Genomic DNA, 18,264 nt, shown 5'->3' with positions numbered 1-18,264 from the left:
GTCTGCCCCTTACCGGGTGCCGCCGTCTTCTCCGGGCGCGGTGATGGGCCCCGCGGGCCCCGCGGGCTCCGAGGGCACCGTCTGGATCGGCTCGGGGCCCACCGCGTCGATGGGGACCTGGTTCTCCGTTCCGGGCGGCTGGGTGGTACGGCAGGCGAAGACGGTGACGGCCAGGGCGGCAGCGATGAGCACGAGGCGGCGCATGGTTCTCCTTAGAGAGAGAGGGAGGACCCTAGAGAGCGCCCCCAGGCCCGGCAACCGGCCCGCTCCGCATCCGTTCGCCAGCGAATGCCCCCCGGGGGTGGCCTCACGGCGGCTCGGGGTGGGAGGGCTCCTCGAAGAGCTCCTGCTTCTCCAGCATGAGGGCCCGGCGGCTGAGCCGCAGCGAGGCCAGGGCGAACACGGCGATGCCGCCCAGGAGGACGACGCCCAGGGAGAACGACACCACCGGGGCCACCTCGGGCACCCCGAAGCGCCGCTGCAGCAGGTACAGCAGCGACGTCACCACGAAGGACAGGATCGCCGCGTAGTCCAGCATGAGCGCCCGGGCCAGCAGCGCATGCCGCCGGTCCATGATGGCCACCTCCTGGCGCAGCACCCCGCGCCGCCGGTGCCCCTCGGGCAGCGTCCGCCACTCGCGCACCATGTCCCGAATCCGCGTGGTGATGCGCGCCACCTGGTTGTCCAGGCCCGTCGCCAGGATGCCGCACCCGGACACCATCACCGCGGGGGTCACCGCCGCGCCGATGACCCGGATGGAGGAGAGGTCGACGTCCAGGGGTGCGTCCATGCCCCTGTCTCCCACTCCCCCGCCCCTCGCGGCAAGCCGACCCGCCAGTGGCAGATTCCAGCCACTGTCATCTTGACACTCGAACTGTCGAGTCTTACTGTCAGGGCTGTGAGCACGACGAACGCACAGACCGAGTGGAAGCTGGCGGAGCTGGCCGCCGCGGTGGGCGTCTCGCCCCGCACGGTGCGCTACTACGTCCAGCGCGGGCTGCTCCCCGCCCCACCGTTCCGGGGACCGGACACGGTGTACGGCGAGGAGCATCGGGTGCGGCTCAAGGCCATCCGCGTGCTCCAGGCGCGGTTTCTCCCGCTGGATGCCATCCAGGCGGAGCTGGCCCGCCTGAGCCCCGAGGCGCTACGGGAGCTGGCCGATGCCGAGCTGCCCACGGCCCTCCTGCCGCCGCCGGTGGCCCCGGAACCGGAAGCCCCCCCGGCGGTGTCCCTCCCGGGCGCCTCGGGTGGGCGGACGGCGGCGAAGGGCTACCAGCGGTGGGAGCTGGCCCCGGGGTTGGAGCTGCACCTGTCGGATTCGGCGGACGAGAAGACCCGCGCGCTGGCGGAACGCATGCGCGCCCTCATCGAACAAGCGGAAGGAAGGTAAGGCCAGATGAACACTGCGCTGCCAGGCTGTGGGCTGTACACCCGCGACGGGGCGAAGGTCCCCCTGCAAGGGGTGGAGGTGACGGGCGAGCTGCTCGGAAGCCACGCGCGGGTGCGTGTCCGCCAGCGCTACCTCAACACCGAGCGCCGGCCCGTGGAGGCCGTCTACGTCTTCCCCCTGCCCTCGGACGGGACGCTCACCGGCTTCAGCCTGGAGTGCAACGGCCGCCGCCTCCAGGGCGTGGTGAAGGAGCGCGAGGAGGCCTTCCGCACGTATGACGACGCCATCACCGCGGGCCACGGCGCCGCGCTGCTCGACCAGGAGCGCGCCAACGTCTTCACCGCGCAGGTGGGCAACCTGCTGCCGGACGAGGAGACGTACGTGGAGGTGGAGTTCCTCCAGGCCATCCAGGTGGAGGAGGGCAGCGTGCGGTGGATGCTGCCCACGCTGGTGGCCCCGCGCTACATCCCCGGGGCGCCCCAGGGGGACCGCACCGCCCACGGCACGGCCTCGCCCACCCCGCGCGTTCCGGACGCGGACCGCATCACGCCTCCCATGGGAAACGTGGGCTACGGGCTGAAGCTGGACCTGAAGGTGGACCTGGGCCGGGAGGTGGTGGTGGAGAGCCCCTCCCATGCGCTGAGCCTGGAGAAGGAGGGCACGCGGGTGCGCGTGAAGTTCGCCCGGGACGAGGTGGCGCTGGACCGGGACTTCGTCCTCACCGTGCGCAGCCCGGACACGAGCACGCAGCTCACCCCGCTGGTGACGCACCGCCAGGGCGAGAAGCCGGGCACCTTCGCCCTCACCGTGGTGCCGGACCTCTTGGGCCTGGCGGCGGGGCCCAAGCGCCAGGAGGTGGTGTTCGTGGTGGACACCTCGGGCTCCATGGACGGAGAGAGCCTGCCCCAGGCCCAGGGCGCGCTCCGGCTGTGCCTGCGCCACCTGCGCGAGGGGGACCGCTTCAACATCATCGCCTTCGACACCTCCTTCCAGACCTTCGCCCCGGAGCCGGCCGTCTTCACGCAGAAGACCCTGGAGCAGGCGGACCGGTGGGTGGCCGCGCTGAGCGCCGCCGGGGGCACGGAGCTGCTCCAGCCGATGCTCGCCGCCGTGCAGGGCGTGCCCGACGGCGTCGTGGTGCTGCTCACGGATGGGCAGGTGGGCAACGAAGCGGAGATCCTCCAGGCTGTGCTCGGCGCGCGGAAGACGGCGCGCATCTACTCGTTTGGCATTGGCACCAACGTGAGCGATGCGCTGCTGCGAGACTTGGCCCAGCAGACGGGCGGCGCGGTGGAGTTCATCCACCCCGGCGAGCGCATCGACGACAAGGTCGTGGCGCAGTTCTCCCGGGCGCTCGCGCCGCGCATCACCGGGCTGCAAGCGCAGTTCGAGGGCGTGGAGGGCGTGGAGCTGGCCCCCGCCGAGCTGCCCCCGCTGGTGGATGCCGTGCCCTGGACGCTGCTGGGCCGCTATCCCACGCCAGGCCAGGGCAAGGTGACGCTCCGGGGCCGCTCGGGCACGGAGCCCTTCGTCCTCACCGTGCCGGTGGACTTTCCCGCCGTCTCGGACCGGCCCGCGGTGGAGAAGTGGTGGGCCGCCGAGCGCATCCGGGGCTGGGAGGCCGCCGAGCTCGACAGCCGCCGCGCCCAGCGCATGAAGGAGCGCATCGTCCAGCTCGCCGTGGAGCACCAGCTCGTCACGCGCCATACCTCCTTCGTGGTGGTGGAGGAGCGCACCGGGGAGCGCCGCGCGTCCGGCCAGCCCGAGACCCGGGTGGTTCCCGTCCATGCGCCCGCGGGCTGGGCCATGCTCGGAACGGCCCATGCTCAAGGACAGCAGGACGGAGCCATGGCGGTGCCCCCGCCCGGCGCCGCGCCCAAGCCGCTCCGCAAGCCCAGCCCCGTGGCCCGGGGAGGCGCCCCCCGAGGCATCCCCGCCCCGGCCCCGGCCATGGCGGCCTCGCGCTCGCGGGCTCAGCGGGAAGAGGAAACCACGGGCTCGTTCCCCACGCTGGATGCCTCGGAGGCGCCCGAGCTGGCGCTCCATGAGGGCTCCGGGGGATTCCCCGTGCCGCCCCCCCCCGCGGCCCCGGCGCCCGCGCCCGCCAAGAAGAAGGGCCTCCTCGACGGCCTCTTTGGAAAGGCCGAAGCCCCCGTCCTGGTGAAGGAGTCCTCCCGCCGCGAGCAGCCGGCCGCCGCGCCGGAGCCGCAGGGCCCCGAGGACGTCACCACGCTGCTGTCCCGCCAGCTCGCCAGCGGGCTGTGGGACGGCGCGGGGCCGGGCACGGAGGCCGAGCGCCAGGCCCGCGCCACCGCGCTCGCCCTCTTGGAGTTGCTGCGCCAGGGCATCACCAGCCAGCACCCGCTCCATGGCGCGCAGGTGAAGAAGGCGGTGGAGGCGCTGCTCCAGTTGACCCCGGGCCTGGGCCACGCGCCCGCGGTGGTGGAGCTCGCCCTGGGCGTGGCCTGGCTGGTGGCCGCCGGGCCCCGGACGCGCGGGCGGATCGCCCAGGCGGCCCAGCCGCTCGCGGGGCTCAGCACCCGCATGGGCGACGAGGCGGCGCTGCGCCAGCACGTGGATGCCCTCGCCACCCGGTGAGGCGCTCAGGACTCGGGGGTCAGAACGCGCCCTTGGGCACGCCCGGGGCGTCCACCCCCGGGCGGTGCTGCTGCACCTGGCGGACCATGTAGAAGGCCGCCGCGGACAGCACGCCCAGGTCATCCAGCCAGCCCAGCAGCGGCAGCACGTCCGGAATCACATCCACGGGGGACAGGAAGTACAGCACCGCCAGCACGCCGGTGAGCTTCTTCCACAGCGGCACGCGGTCATCCCGAAGGTATCCGAAGAAACGGGTACCCATTCCTCGAAGCCCAATCACGTTCATGCTCCTCTCTACGCAGGAGGGGCCGGCCCATTGCATCTTGCACCGGCCGTGCCTCGCCCCTAGGAGGGCGGGCGGGCATGGGGCGGCGCATCCTCTAGCACCGCGGCCTTGCCCACGACTTCCAGGCGGGCCCGGTCCCCGGGCCGCAGCGGCGAGTCCGAGGGCCCGCGCACCGTCAGCTCCATGCCCGCGCACCCCACGGTGAACTCCACCCCGTGCCCCTGGAACTCGCGCGCGAGCACCTCCGCGCGCAGGGCGCCCCCCACCGCCACCGTGTCCGTGTCCGGCACGAGCCGCAGGCTCTCGGGCCGCAGGGACAGCAGCACGGGCCCCCGCGCCTCGGAGCGCAGCGGGAGAATCCCCAGCGCCGTCCGCGCCCCCTTGCCGAAGCCCGTGCCCGGCACGAGGTTGGTGCCGCCCAGGAACCACGCCACGGAGGCGTTGCGCGGCGCCGTATAGACGGCCTCGGGCGGCCCGGCCTGCGCCACCTTCCCCGACCACATCACCGCCATCCGGTCCGCGAGGGCCAGCGCCTCCGCCGGATCCTTCGTGGCCAGCAGCACCGCCGTCCCCTGGGCCTGGAGCACCCGGCGCAGCTCGCCCCGGGCCACGGCCCGCAGCGCCGCGTCGAGCTGAGCAAAGGGCTCATCGAGCAGCAGCACCCGGGGCTGAAGGGCCAGCGCCCGGGCCAGCGCCACCCGCTGCCGCTGGCCGCCCGAGAGCGCCGGGGGCTTGCGCGCCTCGAAGCGCTCCAGCCCGAACAGCTCCAGCAGCCCCCGGGCACGCGCCACCTGCTCCGGGCGCGGCAGCGCATCAAGCCCGAAGGTGACGTTCTCCAGCACGGACAGGTGGGGAAAGAGGACGAAGTCCTGGAACACCATGCCCATGCGGCGCTGGGGCGAGGGCACGCGCACGCCCGGCCCCGAGAGCAGGCGGCCCTCCAGGGTGACGGTGCCAGCCTGGGGCCGCTCGAAGCCGGCCACGAGCCGCAGCGCCGCCGTCTTGCCGCAGCCCGAGGGGCCCGTCAGCGCCAGCGTCTCGCCCGGCGCCAGCTCGAGGCAGAGCCCGTCCACCACGGCGGGGCCGCCGGCGGCGTAACGGAAGGTGAGCTGGTCCAGGGAGAGCAACGGCATCGCGCCCCCGCGCGTACACCAATCCCCTGCCCGGAGCGAGGGGGACGTTCAGATGGGCTCGGGCAGCGGCGTGGCCCCGTCCCGCAAGGGTAACACCACTCGAAAGCACGTCCCCTTGCCCACGGTGCTCTCCACGGAGATCTCCCCGCCGAGCCCCTTGACGATGCTGTAGCAGATGGAGAGCCCCAGCCCCGTGCCCACGCCCACGGGCTTGGTGGTGAAGAACGGATCGAAGATGCGCTTGAGGTGCTCGGGGGCAATGCCCACCCCGGTGTCGCGCACCTCGGCCACCACCCACTGCGCCTCCACGCCCAGGCGCACCTCCACGGCGTGCTGCTCGGGCGCCCCTTCGGGGATGGCCTGGGCCGCGTTGAGCAGCAGGTTGAGGAACACCTGGCCCAGGCGGGCCTCGCTGCCGCGCACCGGGGGCACCGGCTGCAGGTGGTTGAGGATCCGGGCCCGGAGCTGAAGGGTCCCCTGGGCCATGTTGAGCGAGCTCTCGAAGGCCTGCTGAACGTTCGCCCACCCCTCGATGGAGTCCTCGCCCCGCGCGTACATCTTCAGGTCCCCGGTGACGTGGAGCAGCCGCACGGTGCCCTCGCGCGCCTCGTCGAGCGCCTCGCGGCACTCCTCCAGGGTCAATGCCAGGAAGGAGAGGTCCGGCGCCGCGCCGTTGGCGCCGAGCAGCGCCTTGCGCATCTCCGCCATGCCGCTGAGGGCGAAGTTGAGGTTGGCAGAGATGTAGCCCAGCGGGTTGCTCACCTCGTGGGCCACGCTGGCGGCCAGCGTCCCCAGCGACGCCAGCCGGTCGGCCTGAATCAACCGCAGCTCCAGGGTCTTCTGCAGGGTGATGTCGCGGATCAGAAACGTCGCGCTGGGGCGCGGCGAGAGGCTCAAGGTCTCGGCGCAGAACCACCGGCGCCCCCCGGCCACCTCCATCGCATACTCGAAGCGCTCGAACTGCCCGGTGGACACCACGCGCTGAACGCGCTCCACCATGGGCGGGCCCACCTCGGGGCCGAGGATGTCCACCAGCGTGCGGCCCACCACGGTGGCCTGGGGGGCAGCCAGCAGCTCGTCGTCGCGGGTCCAGACCGCCAGGCAGAGTCCATCGAGGCCCAGTTCGATGACGATGCCATCGGTGCTGCCCAGCACCTGGCGAAGCCGCTGCTCGGCGGCCTCCAGCGCGCGCTTGGCTGCGTCATCTTCAGGGGGGGGCGTGCCAGCCCCCCGGCCAGCGGAGTCACCCATGGGAGTGCTCTTATCTTGCCTCACCTCGCGTCCCGGTGCTGCTTCGGAGCCCTTCTGGGCTGGCCAGGGCCCGGCAGACGCCCTCCCAACCGAGGTCTCTGCTCTCCGTCTTGGAGAGCAGAGACTGGGAGTGGCTCACTCTTCTTGGGACGTTCCCCCCTCGGGCTCGGAGCCGCCGGAGGGCTCCTCGGAAGCCTCCTCGGAGGGCGCTCCAGGGGCCTGCGCCTCGGGCTCGCCGGCCACCGGGGCCTCGCCCTCGCCCTCGCCCTCCAGGACCTCCTCGGAGTCGGTGCTGGACTCGGGCAGCTTGGAGATGCCCGTGACCTTCTCGGAGCCGTTCTCCAGGGCGATGAGCCGCACGCCCTGCGTGTTGCGGCCGATGACGGAGATCTCCCGGGCCCGCATCCGGATGAGCATGCCGCCGTTGGTGACGAGCAGCACCTCGTCCGCATCCTTCACCTGCACCAGGCCCACCACCTTGCCGTTCCGCTCGGTGGTCTTGATGTCGATGATGCCCTTGCCGCCGCGGCCCTGCACCCGGTACTCGGTCTCCTGGGTGCGCTTGCCGTAGCCGTTCTCCGTCACCGTGAGGATGGTGGCGTCCTTCTCCACCACGTCGGCGCCCACCACCTCGTCGCCGTCCACCAGGGTGATGCCCTTCACGCCGTAGGCCTGGCGGCCCATGGAGCGCACCTCCTCCTCGGGGAAGCGGATGCTCATGCCCTGGGCGGTGGACAGGAGGATGTCCTTGCTGCCGTCGGTGATTTTCACCGCCACCAGCTCGTCGCCCTCCTCGATGCCCAGCGCGATGATGCCGCTGACGCGCACGTTGGCGAACGCGCTCAGGTCGGTGCGCTTCACCACGCCCTTCTTGGTGACGAAGAAGACGAAGCGGTTCTCCGGGAAGTCCCGCGTCACCAGCACCTGCGCGAGCTTCTCGTCCTCCTCGAACTTCACCAGGTTGACGATGGCCTTGCCGCGCGAGGTGCGGCTGGCCTGGGGAATCTGGTGCACCTTGAGCGAGTACAGCTTGCCCTTGGTGGTGATGGGCATGAGGTACGCGTGGGTGCTGGCCACGAACAGGTCGGTGACGAAGTCGTCTTCCTTCGTCGTCGCCCCCGTCTTGCCGCGTCCGCCGCGCTTCTGCGCCCGGTACTCGGTGAGCGGCGAGCGCTTCACGTAGCCGGTGTGGGACAGGGTGACGACCATGTCCTCCTCGGCGATGAGGTCCTCGCTGGTGATCTCCGACACCGCGCCGGTGATTTCCGTGCGGCGCTTGTCGCTGTAGCGGGCGCGGATGTCGTGCAGCTCCGTCTTGATGACGTTCAGCAGGCTGCTCTCGTGGGCGAGGATGTCGCGCAGCCGGGCGATGTCGCGCACCAGCGCCAGCAGCTCCTTGAAGAGCTCCTCGCGCTGCAGGCCGGTGAGCCGCTGCAGGCGCATTTCCAGGATGTTCTGCGCCTGGATTTCGCTGAAGCCCTGGCCCTCGTACTTGTGCTCCAGGCCGAAGTAGTCAGGCTCCTCGGCGCGCGCGCGGCTGACGAGCCTCTCCATCTGCGCCTTGGCCTGCGCGTAGTCGATGCGCGGCAGGTTGCCGAAGCGCTCGTGCTCGTAGAGCTCCGAGGACAGGATGTGCATGAGGCCCCAGCGCGCCTCGTCCGGATCCTTCGAGGCGCGGATGAGGCTCACCACCAGGTCGATGAGGTCCTGCGCGACGAGCAAGCCCTCAACGATGTGCAGGCGCGCGAGCGCCTTGCGCAGCTCGTAGCGGCTGCGGCGGGTGATGACGTCGCGGCGGTGGGAGATGAACCGGTCCAGCAGCTCCTTGAGGTTGAGCGTGCGGGGCTGTCCGCCGTCGATGCCCAGCATCACCGCGCCGAAGGTGGTCTCCATCGGCGTCATCGAGAACAGGTTGTTGAGCACCACGCCGGCGATGGCGTCGCGCTTGAGCTCGATGAAGATGCGCATGCCCTGCCGGTCGCTCTCGTCGCGGATGTCGCTGATGCCCTCCAGCTTCTTCTCGCGCACCAGGTCGGCGATCTTCTCGATGAGCCGCGCCTTGTTCACCTGGTAGGGAATCTCCGTGACGATGATGGCCTCACGGTCTCCCTTCTTGCTGGTTTCGATCTCCGTGCGGGCCCGGATGGTCATCTGCCCGCGGCCCGTCTCGTAGGCGCGGACGATGCCCTCGCGGCCGGTGAGGATGGCGGCGGTGGGGAAGTCCGGCCCGGGGATGAACTGCATCAGGTCCCGGACGGTGGCCTCCGGGTGATCGATGAGGTGCAGCGTCCCATCGATGATCTCGCCCATGTTGTGGGGCGGGATGTTGGTCGTCATGCCCACCGCGATGCCGGTGGAGCCGTTGACCAGCAGGTTGGGGAACTTCGTGGGCATCACGAGCGGCTCGGTGAGCGAGTCGTCGTAGTTGGGCCCGAAGTCCACGGTCTCCTTGTCGATGTCCGCCAGCAGCTCCTCGGCCAGGCGGTCCATGCGCACCTCGGTGTAGCGCATGGCCGCGGGCGAGTCGCCGTCCACGCTGCCGAAGTTGCCCTGGCCGTCCACCAGCAGGTAGCGCAGGCTCCATTCCTGGGCCAGGCGCACCATGGCGTCGTACACGGAGGCATCACCGTGGGGGTGATACTTGCCGATCACATCGCCCACCACGCGCGCGCTCTTCTTGTAGGCGCGGTTGTGGGTGTTGCCCAGGTCGTGCATCGCGTAGAGCACGCGGCGGTGCACGGGCTTCAGGCCGTCACGCACATCGGGCAGCGCGCGCCCGATGATGACGGACATGGAGTAGTCGAGATACGAGCGGCGCATCTCGTCTTCGATGTTGACGGGGATGAGCTCTCCGGCGCTCCCCGGGGGCGGCGGAGGCGGAGAAGCGGGGGGCGTTGCCGGCTTGTCGGTGGTGTCGTCGGCCATGGCTTTTCAGGTTGGCAAGGCAGGGTGGCGGGCCCGCCTGAAAGGGGGCATCCGCCAAAGCTAGGAGCGTACGTAACCCCCCGATATCCGAGCGTCAACAAGGGAAACGAGGGGGTGTCGGCAGGGTTGCTCGGCCGCAGGGGGTGGGCTATGCGACGCCCTTGGGACGCAGGGGCGCGGCGAGCCGCTCCGCCTCGGCGCCGGTGGGACCTTCGGGATCGCTTTTGCGGGCCTTTTCGAAGGCCACAAGCGCGGCTTCCCGGTCTCCCTTGAGCTTCAGGGCCACGCCCACGTTGAGGTGCGCGGCGGCGTTGTCCCGGTCCATCACCAGGGCTTCCCGGAACAGTGAGAGGGCCTGCTCCACGTCGCCGGACAGCAGGGCCTCCCTGCCTGCCTGGACGCGCTTGTCGGCGTCGTTGACGAACTCCACCTGGAGCACGCTGTTGCCCACCACGTTGGCGATGAGCAGGCGCAGGACGCCGCCCCAGTAGAACGTGAGCCCCTCGGCGGCGGCCACAGCGGCCAGCGGCAGGTCCGGCAGGAGCTGCTTTCCACGGAACTTGAAGCGGACCTTGGTGTAGCGGCCCTTGTTGGCCCAGTGGGCCACCTCGTTCTGGAGCTTCTTGAGCCCCTCCTCGATGCGCTTGGGGTCGATCTCCAGGGGGAACGTGGCCCCCTTGTCCACGGGCTCGCCCGCAGGAAGGGCCTTGGGGGCGGGCCGGGGCGGCGCGGGGGGCTCGACCTCGACGGCGATGCGGCGAGGGGCCACGGGGGCGCGAGCCACGGGGCCCTCGGGCACCGGCGCCGGGGGCGGCCGGGCCGCCTTCACGGGGGCCTTCACCGGAGCCTTCACGGGGGCCTTGCGAGGCTTGGGAGCCGCCGCGCGGGGGGGCTGCTTCTTCGCCGGGGACTTACCACGGGGAGGAGTCTTCGCCATGGGCGCACTCTAGGCCAGCCGCGCCCCGTTCGCTCGCTCTCAGCCGAGCACCGCCACGAGCTGCCGGCACTGGGCCAGCAGCACCCCGTCGGCGCTCCAGAGATCCTGGAGATCCTCCGAGAACCCCTCGCCCGCCTGGCGGGAAATTCCGGTGCGCAGGAAGATTTCTCCGGGAGTCCCGGAGGACCGGGGCAAAGCCTGGAAGAAGTGCACCGTGAAGTCCACGCTGGCCGCGGGCCGGAAGCCCTCCAGGCGTGACAGCACCGAGGGCGGATAGGCGTCCAGCAGCCCCACGCACAGCGCCGCGTCGAGCGTCAGCGGCTCGCCCTTCGGGCGAATCCATCCGCCCGTGCGGGCCTCCGAAGCGCCGGAGTACGGGGCACCGCCCAGGCAGTAGCGGTACTCGAAGAACCGGCAGAAGTCGGGCATGGGCACGTCCTCCGGCAGCACCGGCACATCATCGGCGGGAGGAACCGGGGGAGGCCGTGCCTCCAGGTATTCGAGGCCCGGGCGGGCAATGCCGAAGGTGGCGCTCGCCACGGCCACCACGCCCCCAGCGTTCACGGTCCGGGCGGTGGCGTGGGTGATGAGCTTGCCGACGCGCTCCAGGCGCACCTCCAGCTCCGCCTCTCCCTGCACGGCGGGCGCACAGAAGTGCACGGTGAACGAGCGCACGGGCCGGGTGGGGTCTGCCACCTGGTGCTCCATGGCGCGCAGCAGTTGGCCCGCGACGACGCCCCCGTAGGCCCCGCGCCCCTGGTACCAGGAGGCATCGAAGCGGCTGCGGTAACGCCCCTCTCCCAGGGGAGTCACGAGGGTGGCGGCGAGAAAAGGCGAGCTCATGGACCGGGCACCCTACCAGCAGAAACAATTCTGACTACAATGGGCCGTCGCACGCAGCCAAAGGGGGGGAATTCATGTGCACGGACTTTCTGATTCAGTCAGCGGATGGCGCCTGGGTGAATGGGCGCAGCATGGAATTCGGGGCGGACCTGCGCACGAAGATTTACGTGCAAGCGCCCAAGCAGAAGGCCGTGCTGCGAGGCCTGGAAGGCGAAGCGTTCGAGACCACGCCGGACTACGGCTACGTGGGGACGTCGTCCTTCGACTTGCCCGTGGTGACCGATGGCCTGAACACCGCGGGGCTCTCCACGGGGGCCCTGTGGCTGCCGGGCACCGAGTACCAACCGATCAGCCTGTCTCACAAGAATGTCTTCTGCGCCTTCTTCGTGAACTGGATGCTGAGCCATTGCGCCACGACGGACGACGTCCGCCACGCGTTGGAGAGCGGCTCGGTGCACGTGGTGGGCGGCCAGTGGGTGGCCAAGGCGGGACCGCTGCACTTCCCCGTCCACGACGCGAAGGGCAACAGCATCGTCATCGAGTTCCTGGAGGGCAAACCGGTCATCAGCAACAACCCGGTGGGCGTGCTGACCAACCGGCCGGTGTTTCCCTGGCAGTTGGAGAACCTGCGCAACTACGTGAACCTCACCCCCTGGGACAAGGAGAGCATCACGCTGGGAAGCCAATCCTTCGCCCCCACGGGCCATGGCACGGGCATGGATGGGCTGCCGGGCCACGCCACGCCGCCCGCCCGCTTCGTCCGGGCCGCGTACCTGAAACAATTCGCCCTCCAACCCAAGACGGCGGCGGAGACGGCGGTGCTGGCCTTCCACCTGCTGAACAGCGTGGACATCCCGCTGGGCACCGTGCGCGCGAAGACCCAGCCGACGCTCACGAACCCCGAGGGGGTAGAGTATGACTATACGCAGTGGGCGGTGGTGAAGGACCTCACGAACCGGCTCCTCAACATCCGCGTCTATGGCAGCCCCCTGGCGTGGAGCATCGATCTCAAGACCCTGGACTTCACGGCCCTGAGCGGCAAGCAGCTGCCCATTCCCACGGGCCAGGTGGCCTTGCCGCTGCCGGCATAGGCTGTCTCCATGAGGACCGCACTCCCACTGCTGTGCCTGCTCGCCACAGGCTGCGCCACCCTGCCGGCCACCGCGTCGGGGGCCATCCTCGCCGAGGAGGACGACAAGGCCAGGGCCGACAGGGCCAAGCGGTCGCGGTAGTGCCGCAGCCCTGGAGGCGCTGCGGCTCGGCACGCACGTGAACAAGCGCGTCCTCGATGGCGCGTGGGACCTTGGACGGCCCGAGACCTCGCCTCCGGAGCCATTGCACGCCAAGGCGTGAGCCGCGCACCATGGCGCCATGGACTTCAGCATCGAACGGGCCTCGGCCAGCGGCGAGGCGGAGCTTGTCCCCGCGCTGACGGAGGTCCTGATGGACTGTGTCGAAGGGGGCGCGTCCGTCAGCTTCATGGCCGGGCTGCCCCGGGAGCGCGCCGAGGCCTTCTGGCGGAAGGTGTTCGGCGCGGTGCGGGACGGCACCACCGTGCTCCTCGTGGCCCGGGACGGCTCCGGCATTCAGGGCACCGTGCAGATGGACCTCCACATGCCCGACAACCAGCAGCACCGGGCGGATGTGAAGAAGCTGCTCGTCCACCGACGGGCCCGGCGCCGGGGCATCGCGCAGGCCCTGGTGCAACAGCTCGAACAGGAGGCCCACCGGCTGAACCGGACGCTGCTCGTGCTGGACACCGTGACAGGCTCCGCCGCCGAGCAGCTCTATGCCCAGCTCGGGTGGACCCGCGTTGGGGTCATCCCAGACTACGCCCTGATGCCCGACGGCCAGCCTTCCGGGACCACCCTGTTCTACAAACGGGTCTGAGGCGCCCCGCCCTGCCTACGCCTTGCGCGCCACGAAGTCGTACTTGCTGCGCGCAATCTCCGCCAGGTCGACCTCCGCGGTCAGAACAACCTCCTGGCCATAGACCGGCCCGGCCAGCACCTGTCCCCCCGGACCGAGGATGCAGCTTCCGCCCCGCATGAAGACAGTCTCGGGAGCATTGCGGCCCCCATCCGGAGAGCCGTCCGGGCAATCCGAGCGCAATCACTCCCCATGGAGCGCTTCAAACCTCACGCCGGCGCGGTCTGCGCTTGCGTCAGGACCCTCCGCCGCTCCTCGGCCTTCCGGCCCCAGAACGTCGCCCCGACGAGGATCGCCCCGCCCAACCACCCCTGCCACGAGAGCTGCTCCCCGCCCAGTTGCATCGCGAACAGCGCGGCGAAGATGGGCTCGGTGCCCATCAGCAGCCCCACCCGCGACGGGGACGTGCGGCGAATCATCGTGAGCTGGATATAGAAGGCGAAGAGCGTGCAAGACAGCGTCAGGTAGAGGGTCAAAACCCAGAACTGCGCATCCACCGGAAACCGCAAGGCCGAGGAGTCGAGCGTCGCCACCGAGACCACGCCCGTGCCCACCGTCACCACGATGAACTGAATCACCGTGAGCGCCAGCGAGTTGAGCTCTTTGCCCGCGGTCAGCTTCTGGGTGTAGGTCATGTTGAACGCGCGCACCAGGGCCGCCCCGAAGATGAGCACATCGCCTGCATTGAATTGCAGATTCCAGCCCTCGCGCACCGTCAGCAGCGCCGTTCCCGCGAACGACAGCCCCACGGCCCCCAACAGCCCCCAGCCGGGGAAGCGGCGGAAGGCCGCCCCCTCGACCAGCGGCACCAGCACCACCGCCAGGGAGATGATGAGCCCGGCGTTCGTGGCCGTGGTCAGGCTGACCCCGCGCGTCTCCAGGGAGAAGATCGCCAGGAGGAACAGCCCCAGGATGCCCCCCACGAACCACTCCTCGCGGGTGGAGTTGCGCAGGTGCTTCCAGACGAACGGCAGCATCAGCACCACCGTCAGCCCGAAGCGCGCGAACAGGAAGAGATACACCGGTGCCGACGCCAGCACCGTCTTCGCGGCCAGGTAAGACGATCCCCAGACGACGGCGACCAGCAACAACGACAGGTCGGCCGTCCAGCTCGAGGAGATCCGGGGGAGGGCAGGACTGAGGGTGGAAGCTCGGCTCATGTCTCGACTCACTGGCGCGCGCATGACCCGCGCCCTGCATGGAAAACACAATGCTCAGCGGCGAGCAAAGGTGCTGTCCAGGCGACCGGGAAAACGCGGGGCGGCGGAAGTCTTCAACGGTGAAGCATCCTCGGTGTGGAACTCGAGGTACGTCGGATGAGCACCCCATCCTTCTCATCGGAATAGGGCTTGCCTCCGGCACAAACGATTGCGAAACCCACGGGAGCGTTCTCACGCCTGTCTTTCTACGAGGAGTCCGTTATGAGCCGCCTACTTTCAGGACACACCGCCCTGGTCACGGGAGCCGCCGCCGGCATTGGCCGCGTCACCGCCCTGGCCTTCGCCCGCGAGGGCCTCAAGGTGGTGGTCTCCGACATCGATGAAGCCGGGGGCGAGGCCACCGCCGGGCAGATCCGCGCCGCGGGGGGCGAGGCCCGCTTCATCCGCTGCGATGTCACCCAGGCCGCCGAGGTCCACGCGCTGGTCCAGGGCACCGTGGCGGCCTATGGGCGCCTCGACTATGCCTTCAACAACGCGGGCATCGAAATCGAGAAGGGCAAGCTGGCCGACGGCAGCGAGGCGGAGTTCGACGCCATCATGGGCGTGAACGTCAAAGGCGTCTGGCTGTGCATGAAGCACCAGATTCCGGTGATGCTCGCGCAGGGCGGCGGGGTGATTGTCAATACCGCCTCCGTCGCGGCCCTGGGCGGGGCGCCCAAGATGAGCATCTATGCCGCCTCCAAGCACGCGGTGCTGGGGCTGACCAAGTCGGTGGCGGTCGAGTACGCCAAGAAGAACATCCGCATCAACGCGGTCTGCCCGGCGGTGATCGACACCGAGATGTACCGCCGCGCCCACGAGGCCGACCCGCGCAAGGCCCAGTTCGCCGCCGCCGTGCACCCCATCGGGCGCATCGGCAAGGCCGAGGAGGTCGCCGCGGCGGTGATCTACCTGTGCAGTGATGGGGCGGGCTTCACCACCGGCATCGCCCTGCCGGTGGACGGCGGCGCCACGGCGATTTGAGCGGCCCTCCCTTCTCTCAGGCCAGGCCGCGCAGCATGAAGCCCCAGTAGAGCCGGGGCAGGCCGTGCTTCTTCATCAGCCACATGTCCCGGCGCTCCTGGAAGGTGTTGATGAAGGGGAAGGTCGGCGCAGGCTTGCCCTCGTAGTCGAACTCGGCCAGGAGCAGCTTGCCGTAGGCGGTGGTGAGCGGGCACGAGGCGTAGCCGTCGTAGCGCGCCTCGGGCTTGCGGCCCGCCATCACCGCCAGGAGGTTCTCCACCAGCACGGGCGCCTGGTCCCGGATGGCCGCGCCCGTGCGCGAGGTGGGCAGGTCCGAGGCATCTCCCAAAGCAAACACCTCCGGATAATCCGGATGCTGAAGCGTGTATTTGTCTGCCTTCACCCAGCCCTTGTTGGGCCCCTGCGCGTGGGAGAGCGGGCCTTTCTGGATGAAGTCGGGTGCGCTCTGCGGCGGCGTCACGTGAAGCAAGTCATAGCCAATGACCACCTGCTCCGTGCCTCCCTCGGAACGTGGCACTTCGAAGACCGCCTCCTTCCGGTCCCCGCGCACCTCCACCAGGCTGTGCTGGAACCGCGTGTCGATGCCATAGCGGTTCACCACCCCTTGCAGCACCTCGGCGAAGGGTTTGACGCCGAAGATGACCTTTCCGCCCGAGCCGAAGAGGATCTTCACCTGCTCGCGCAGGCCCGTGCGCCGCCAGTGGTCCGCCGCCAGGTACATGATCTTCTGGGGCGCCCCGGCGCACTTCACGGGCGTGGCCGGATGCGTGAAGAGGGCCGTGCCCCCCCGGAAGCCCCGGATCATCTCCCAGGTCTTCGGCGCCAGGTGGAAGTCATAGTTGCTGGAGACGCAGGGCGTCTGGAGCGCCTCGCGCAGGCCGCGCACCTTATCCCAGTCGAGCTGGATGCCCGGCGCCACCACGAGAAAGTCATACCCCACGCGCAGGCCCGACGTGGTGCGCACCTCGCGGGCCACGGGATCCACCTCCTCGGCGCGCTCCTGGATCCACCGGGTGCCCCGGGGGATGAAGTCCGCCTCGTCCCGCACGCTGTCCTCCACGCGCGAGACCCCCGCCCCCACCAGCGTCCACAAGGGCTGGTAGTAGTGCTTGGCCGAGGGCTCGATGATGGCCATGTCCGTCACCCCCCGGCGCCGCAGCCGCGCCGCCACCGTGATGCCCGCCGTTCCTCCACCGATGAGGACGACACGGAAGTGTTCGCGCGCAGGGACTCGGACCAGGGCCGCCGAAGCGGGAGAAGCCGTCTGTTGGAAGGTCATGCCCTCTCTCAGAGCATGGCCCATGCCAACCTTCCCTTCCTGGGCCTGCTCCCGGAAGACCTGCCTGGAGGCGGGCGAATGAAACGCCGTGAAACGCCGGGCCGCTTGCCCCTCGGCGTCGCGGTATGAAGCGCTCATGAACCTGGGGGGCGACGTGCCATTGGCAGACGCGCTGAAACAGTCCCTGCGGGCCCTGGAGGCTTTCGCCGGGCCCACCGTGTTGCTCGATGCCCAGACCCGGGTGCTGGCCCTGGGGGCCCAGGCCACCTCGCTCCTGAAGAGCCGTCTGAAGCCGGGCCAGCGGCTCTCGGAGGCCTTCGAGGCGGACCCCACCGAGAAGCTCCGGACGGCCCTGAGCGCGAACGAGGCGCTCTCGCTCACCTTACGGGAGCCCGCGGGCCCCGGCGCACCACGGGCCCTGCGCCTGCGCGCCACGGGCCTGACAGAGGGCCCCCGGGACGTGGGCTGGGCGGTTCACCTCTCCCTGGCCCCGGCGGAACCCGAGGCGGCGGAGGAGCTCTTTCATGGCTTGTGGACGCAGGATCCGCACATGCGCCGGCTCTTTCGCACCATCGAGCGGGCGGCCCGCACGGAGGCCAGCGTCCTCGTCCGGGGCGAGAGCGGCACCGGCAAGGAGCTGACCGCGCATGCCCTGCATGCCCTCTCCTCCCGGGCGAAGGGCCCCTTTCGGGCCATCAACTGCGCCGCGCTGTCCCCCAGCCTCCTGGAGAGCGAGCTGTTCGGCCACGTCCGGGGCGCGTTCACGGGCGCCGTGAGGGACAGCCCCGGGCACTTCCGGCTGGCCGGCGGGGGAACCCTCTTCCTGGACGAGGTGGCCGAGCTGCCCCTGGAGCTCCAGGCGAAGCTGCTCCGGGCGCTGGAAACGCACTCGGTCATCCCCGTGGGAGGACGCGAGCCCATCTCGGTGGATGTGCGCATCGTGGCCGCCACGCACCGCGCCTTGCGGCGGGAGGTGGAGCAGGGCCGCTTTCGCGCGGACCTCATGTACCGGCTGCGCGTGGTGCCCCTCTTCCTGCCCTCCTTGAGGGAGAGGCCCGGGGACATCCTTCCGCTGGCCCGCCGGTTCCTGAAGGACCTCAACGCGCGGGGAGGACGCCAGGTGCTGCGCTTCTCCCCCCAGGCCCAGCGCCAGCTTCACGAGTACCCCTGGCCCGGCAACGTGCGGGAGCTGCGCAACGTCATGGAGTACGCCCACGTCATGGGCGAGGGCCCGGCCCTCTCCGAGGCGGAGCTTCCCCCGGAGTTCAATGAGCAGGCGCACCCTGCGCCCAGGGCGTCCGAAGCGTCGCACCGGAGCACGGCCCCCGTTGGCGTGGAAGACATCCACCGCGCGCTCTCCCAGACGCAGGGCAACCGGGCCAAGGCCGCCGCCCTCCTGGGCATCAGCCGCATCACCCTGTGGCGCAGGCTGCGCCAGGCCTCCAAAGGTGCGGAACGCTGAAACGTTTCAGGAAACGGCCGTGAAACGCTTGCCCCCCTCTCCCCTGGA

General features: G+C 70.3%; 18 protein-coding genes. 7 read left to right on the top strand and 11 right to left on the bottom strand.

What is annotated here, in order from left to right; genetic code table 11:
• Positions 1-9: 9 nt before the first annotated feature.
• Both KY661_RS00905 and KY661_RS00900 read right to left on the bottom strand, forming a co-directional pair.
• Complete coding sequence (locus tag KY661_RS00905) at positions 10-204, bottom strand: hypothetical protein (protein ID WP_075009825.1); 195 nt, start codon at positions 202-204, stop codon at positions 10-12.
• Positions 205-307: 103 nt separating this feature from the next.
• On the bottom strand, positions 308-790 hold the full coding sequence (locus KY661_RS00900; RefSeq protein WP_225408375.1) for a DUF2721 domain-containing protein: 483 nt from the start codon (positions 788-790) through the stop codon (positions 308-310).
• A 108-nt stretch (positions 791-898) separates the two neighbouring features.
• On the opposite strand from KY661_RS00900, the gene KY661_RS00895 reads away from it, so the two are divergent.
• A complete protein-coding gene (locus KY661_RS00895; RefSeq protein ID WP_225408374.1) occupies positions 899-1,390 on the top strand; it encodes a MerR family transcriptional regulator in 492 nt (163 codons plus the stop codon).
• Between the two features lie 6 nt (positions 1,391-1,396).
• Complete coding sequence (locus tag KY661_RS00890) at positions 1,397-3,988, top strand: VIT domain-containing protein (RefSeq protein ID WP_225408373.1); 2,592 nt, start codon at positions 1,397-1,399, stop codon at positions 3,986-3,988.
• Between the two features lie 19 nt (positions 3,989-4,007).
• On the opposite strand, the gene KY661_RS00885 is transcribed toward KY661_RS00890, so the two are convergent.
• The 6 genes from KY661_RS00885 to KY661_RS00860 form a co-directional block, all read right to left on the bottom strand.
• A complete protein-coding gene (locus KY661_RS00885; protein WP_225408372.1) occupies positions 4,008-4,250 on the bottom strand; it encodes a YkvA family protein in 243 nt (80 codons plus the stop codon).
• Between the two features lie 83 nt (positions 4,251-4,333).
• Positions 4,334-5,407 carry an ABC transporter ATP-binding protein gene (locus KY661_RS00880; RefSeq protein WP_225408371.1) on the bottom strand — a complete coding sequence of 358 codons (1,074 nt, stop codon included), beginning with the start codon at positions 5,405-5,407 and terminating at the stop codon, positions 4,334-4,336.
• A 48-nt stretch (positions 5,408-5,455) separates the two neighbouring features.
• Positions 5,456-6,658 carry a sensor histidine kinase gene (locus KY661_RS00875; RefSeq protein ID WP_225408370.1) on the bottom strand — a complete coding sequence of 401 codons (1,203 nt, stop codon included), beginning with the start codon at positions 6,656-6,658 and terminating at the stop codon, positions 5,456-5,458.
• A 135-nt stretch (positions 6,659-6,793) separates the two neighbouring features.
• Positions 6,794-9,583, bottom strand: a complete 2,790-nt coding sequence (gene gyrA, locus KY661_RS00870; RefSeq protein ID WP_225408369.1) for a DNA gyrase subunit A — start codon at positions 9,581-9,583, stop codon at positions 6,794-6,796.
• 148 nt (positions 9,584-9,731) lie between these two features.
• Positions 9,732-10,520 (bottom strand): tetratricopeptide repeat protein, encoded by a 789-nt coding sequence (locus KY661_RS00865; RefSeq protein WP_225408368.1) that lies wholly within the window; start codon positions 10,518-10,520, stop codon positions 9,732-9,734.
• A 39-nt stretch (positions 10,521-10,559) separates the two neighbouring features.
• Positions 10,560-11,363, bottom strand: a complete 804-nt coding sequence (locus tag KY661_RS00860; protein WP_225408367.1) for an acyl-CoA thioesterase — start codon at positions 11,361-11,363, stop codon at positions 10,560-10,562.
• 74 nt (positions 11,364-11,437) lie between these two features.
• Between KY661_RS00860 and KY661_RS00855 the strand changes: the two genes are divergently transcribed.
• The 3 genes from KY661_RS00855 to KY661_RS00850 all read left to right on the top strand — a co-directional run bounded on the left by KY661_RS00855 (position 11,438) and on the right by KY661_RS00850 (position 13,253).
• A complete protein-coding gene (locus tag KY661_RS00855; RefSeq protein ID WP_225408366.1) occupies positions 11,438-12,454 on the top strand; it encodes a linear amide C-N hydrolase in 1,017 nt (338 codons plus the stop codon).
• A gap of 9 nt (positions 12,455-12,463) precedes the next feature.
• The gene (locus KY661_RS37130) at positions 12,464-12,595 is read left to right on the top strand and encodes a hypothetical protein (protein WP_263436600.1); all 132 of its coding nucleotides are present in this window, start codon (positions 12,464-12,466) and stop codon (positions 12,593-12,595) included.
• Between the two features lie 139 nt (positions 12,596-12,734).
• On the top strand, positions 12,735-13,253 hold the full coding sequence (locus KY661_RS00850; protein WP_225408365.1) for a GNAT family N-acetyltransferase: 519 nt from the start codon (positions 12,735-12,737) through the stop codon (positions 13,251-13,253).
• 15 nt (positions 13,254-13,268) lie between these two features.
• Here KY661_RS00850 and KY661_RS00845 read toward each other — a convergent pair whose 3' ends face one another.
• A complete protein-coding gene (locus tag KY661_RS00845; protein WP_225408364.1) occupies positions 13,269-13,475 on the bottom strand; it encodes a carbon-nitrogen hydrolase family protein in 207 nt (68 codons plus the stop codon).
• A gap of 26 nt (positions 13,476-13,501) precedes the next feature.
• Positions 13,502-14,452, bottom strand: a complete 951-nt coding sequence (locus KY661_RS00840; protein ID WP_225408363.1) for a DMT family transporter — start codon at positions 14,450-14,452, stop codon at positions 13,502-13,504.
• A gap of 261 nt (positions 14,453-14,713) precedes the next feature.
• On the opposite strand from KY661_RS00840, the gene KY661_RS00835 reads away from it, so the two are divergent.
• Positions 14,714-15,475, top strand: coding sequence for an SDR family oxidoreductase (locus KY661_RS00835; protein ID WP_225408362.1), 762 nt, complete (start codon positions 14,714-14,716; stop codon positions 15,473-15,475).
• Positions 15,476-15,491: 16 nt separating this feature from the next.
• Here the strand turns inward: KY661_RS00835 and KY661_RS00830 are convergent, their stop codons facing one another.
• A complete protein-coding gene (locus KY661_RS00830) occupies positions 15,492-16,754 on the bottom strand; it encodes an NAD(P)/FAD-dependent oxidoreductase (protein ID WP_225408361.1) in 1,263 nt (420 codons plus the stop codon).
• Positions 16,755-16,890: 136 nt separating this feature from the next.
• Between KY661_RS00830 and KY661_RS00825 the strand changes: the two genes are divergently transcribed.
• On the top strand, positions 16,891-18,216 hold the full coding sequence (locus KY661_RS00825; protein WP_225408360.1) for a sigma-54 interaction domain-containing protein: 1,326 nt from the start codon (positions 16,891-16,893) through the stop codon (positions 18,214-18,216).
• The last annotated feature ends 48 nt before the right edge of the window (positions 18,217-18,264 follow it).

The organism is Allostigmatella hybrida, assembly GCF_020103775.1.
Lineage (GTDB): Bacteria > Myxococcota > Myxococcia > Myxococcales > Myxococcaceae > Hyalangium > Hyalangium aurantiaca.
The sequence above is the reverse complement of the archived record's forward strand: the minus strand, read 5'-3'. Positions and strand labels throughout refer to the sequence as shown.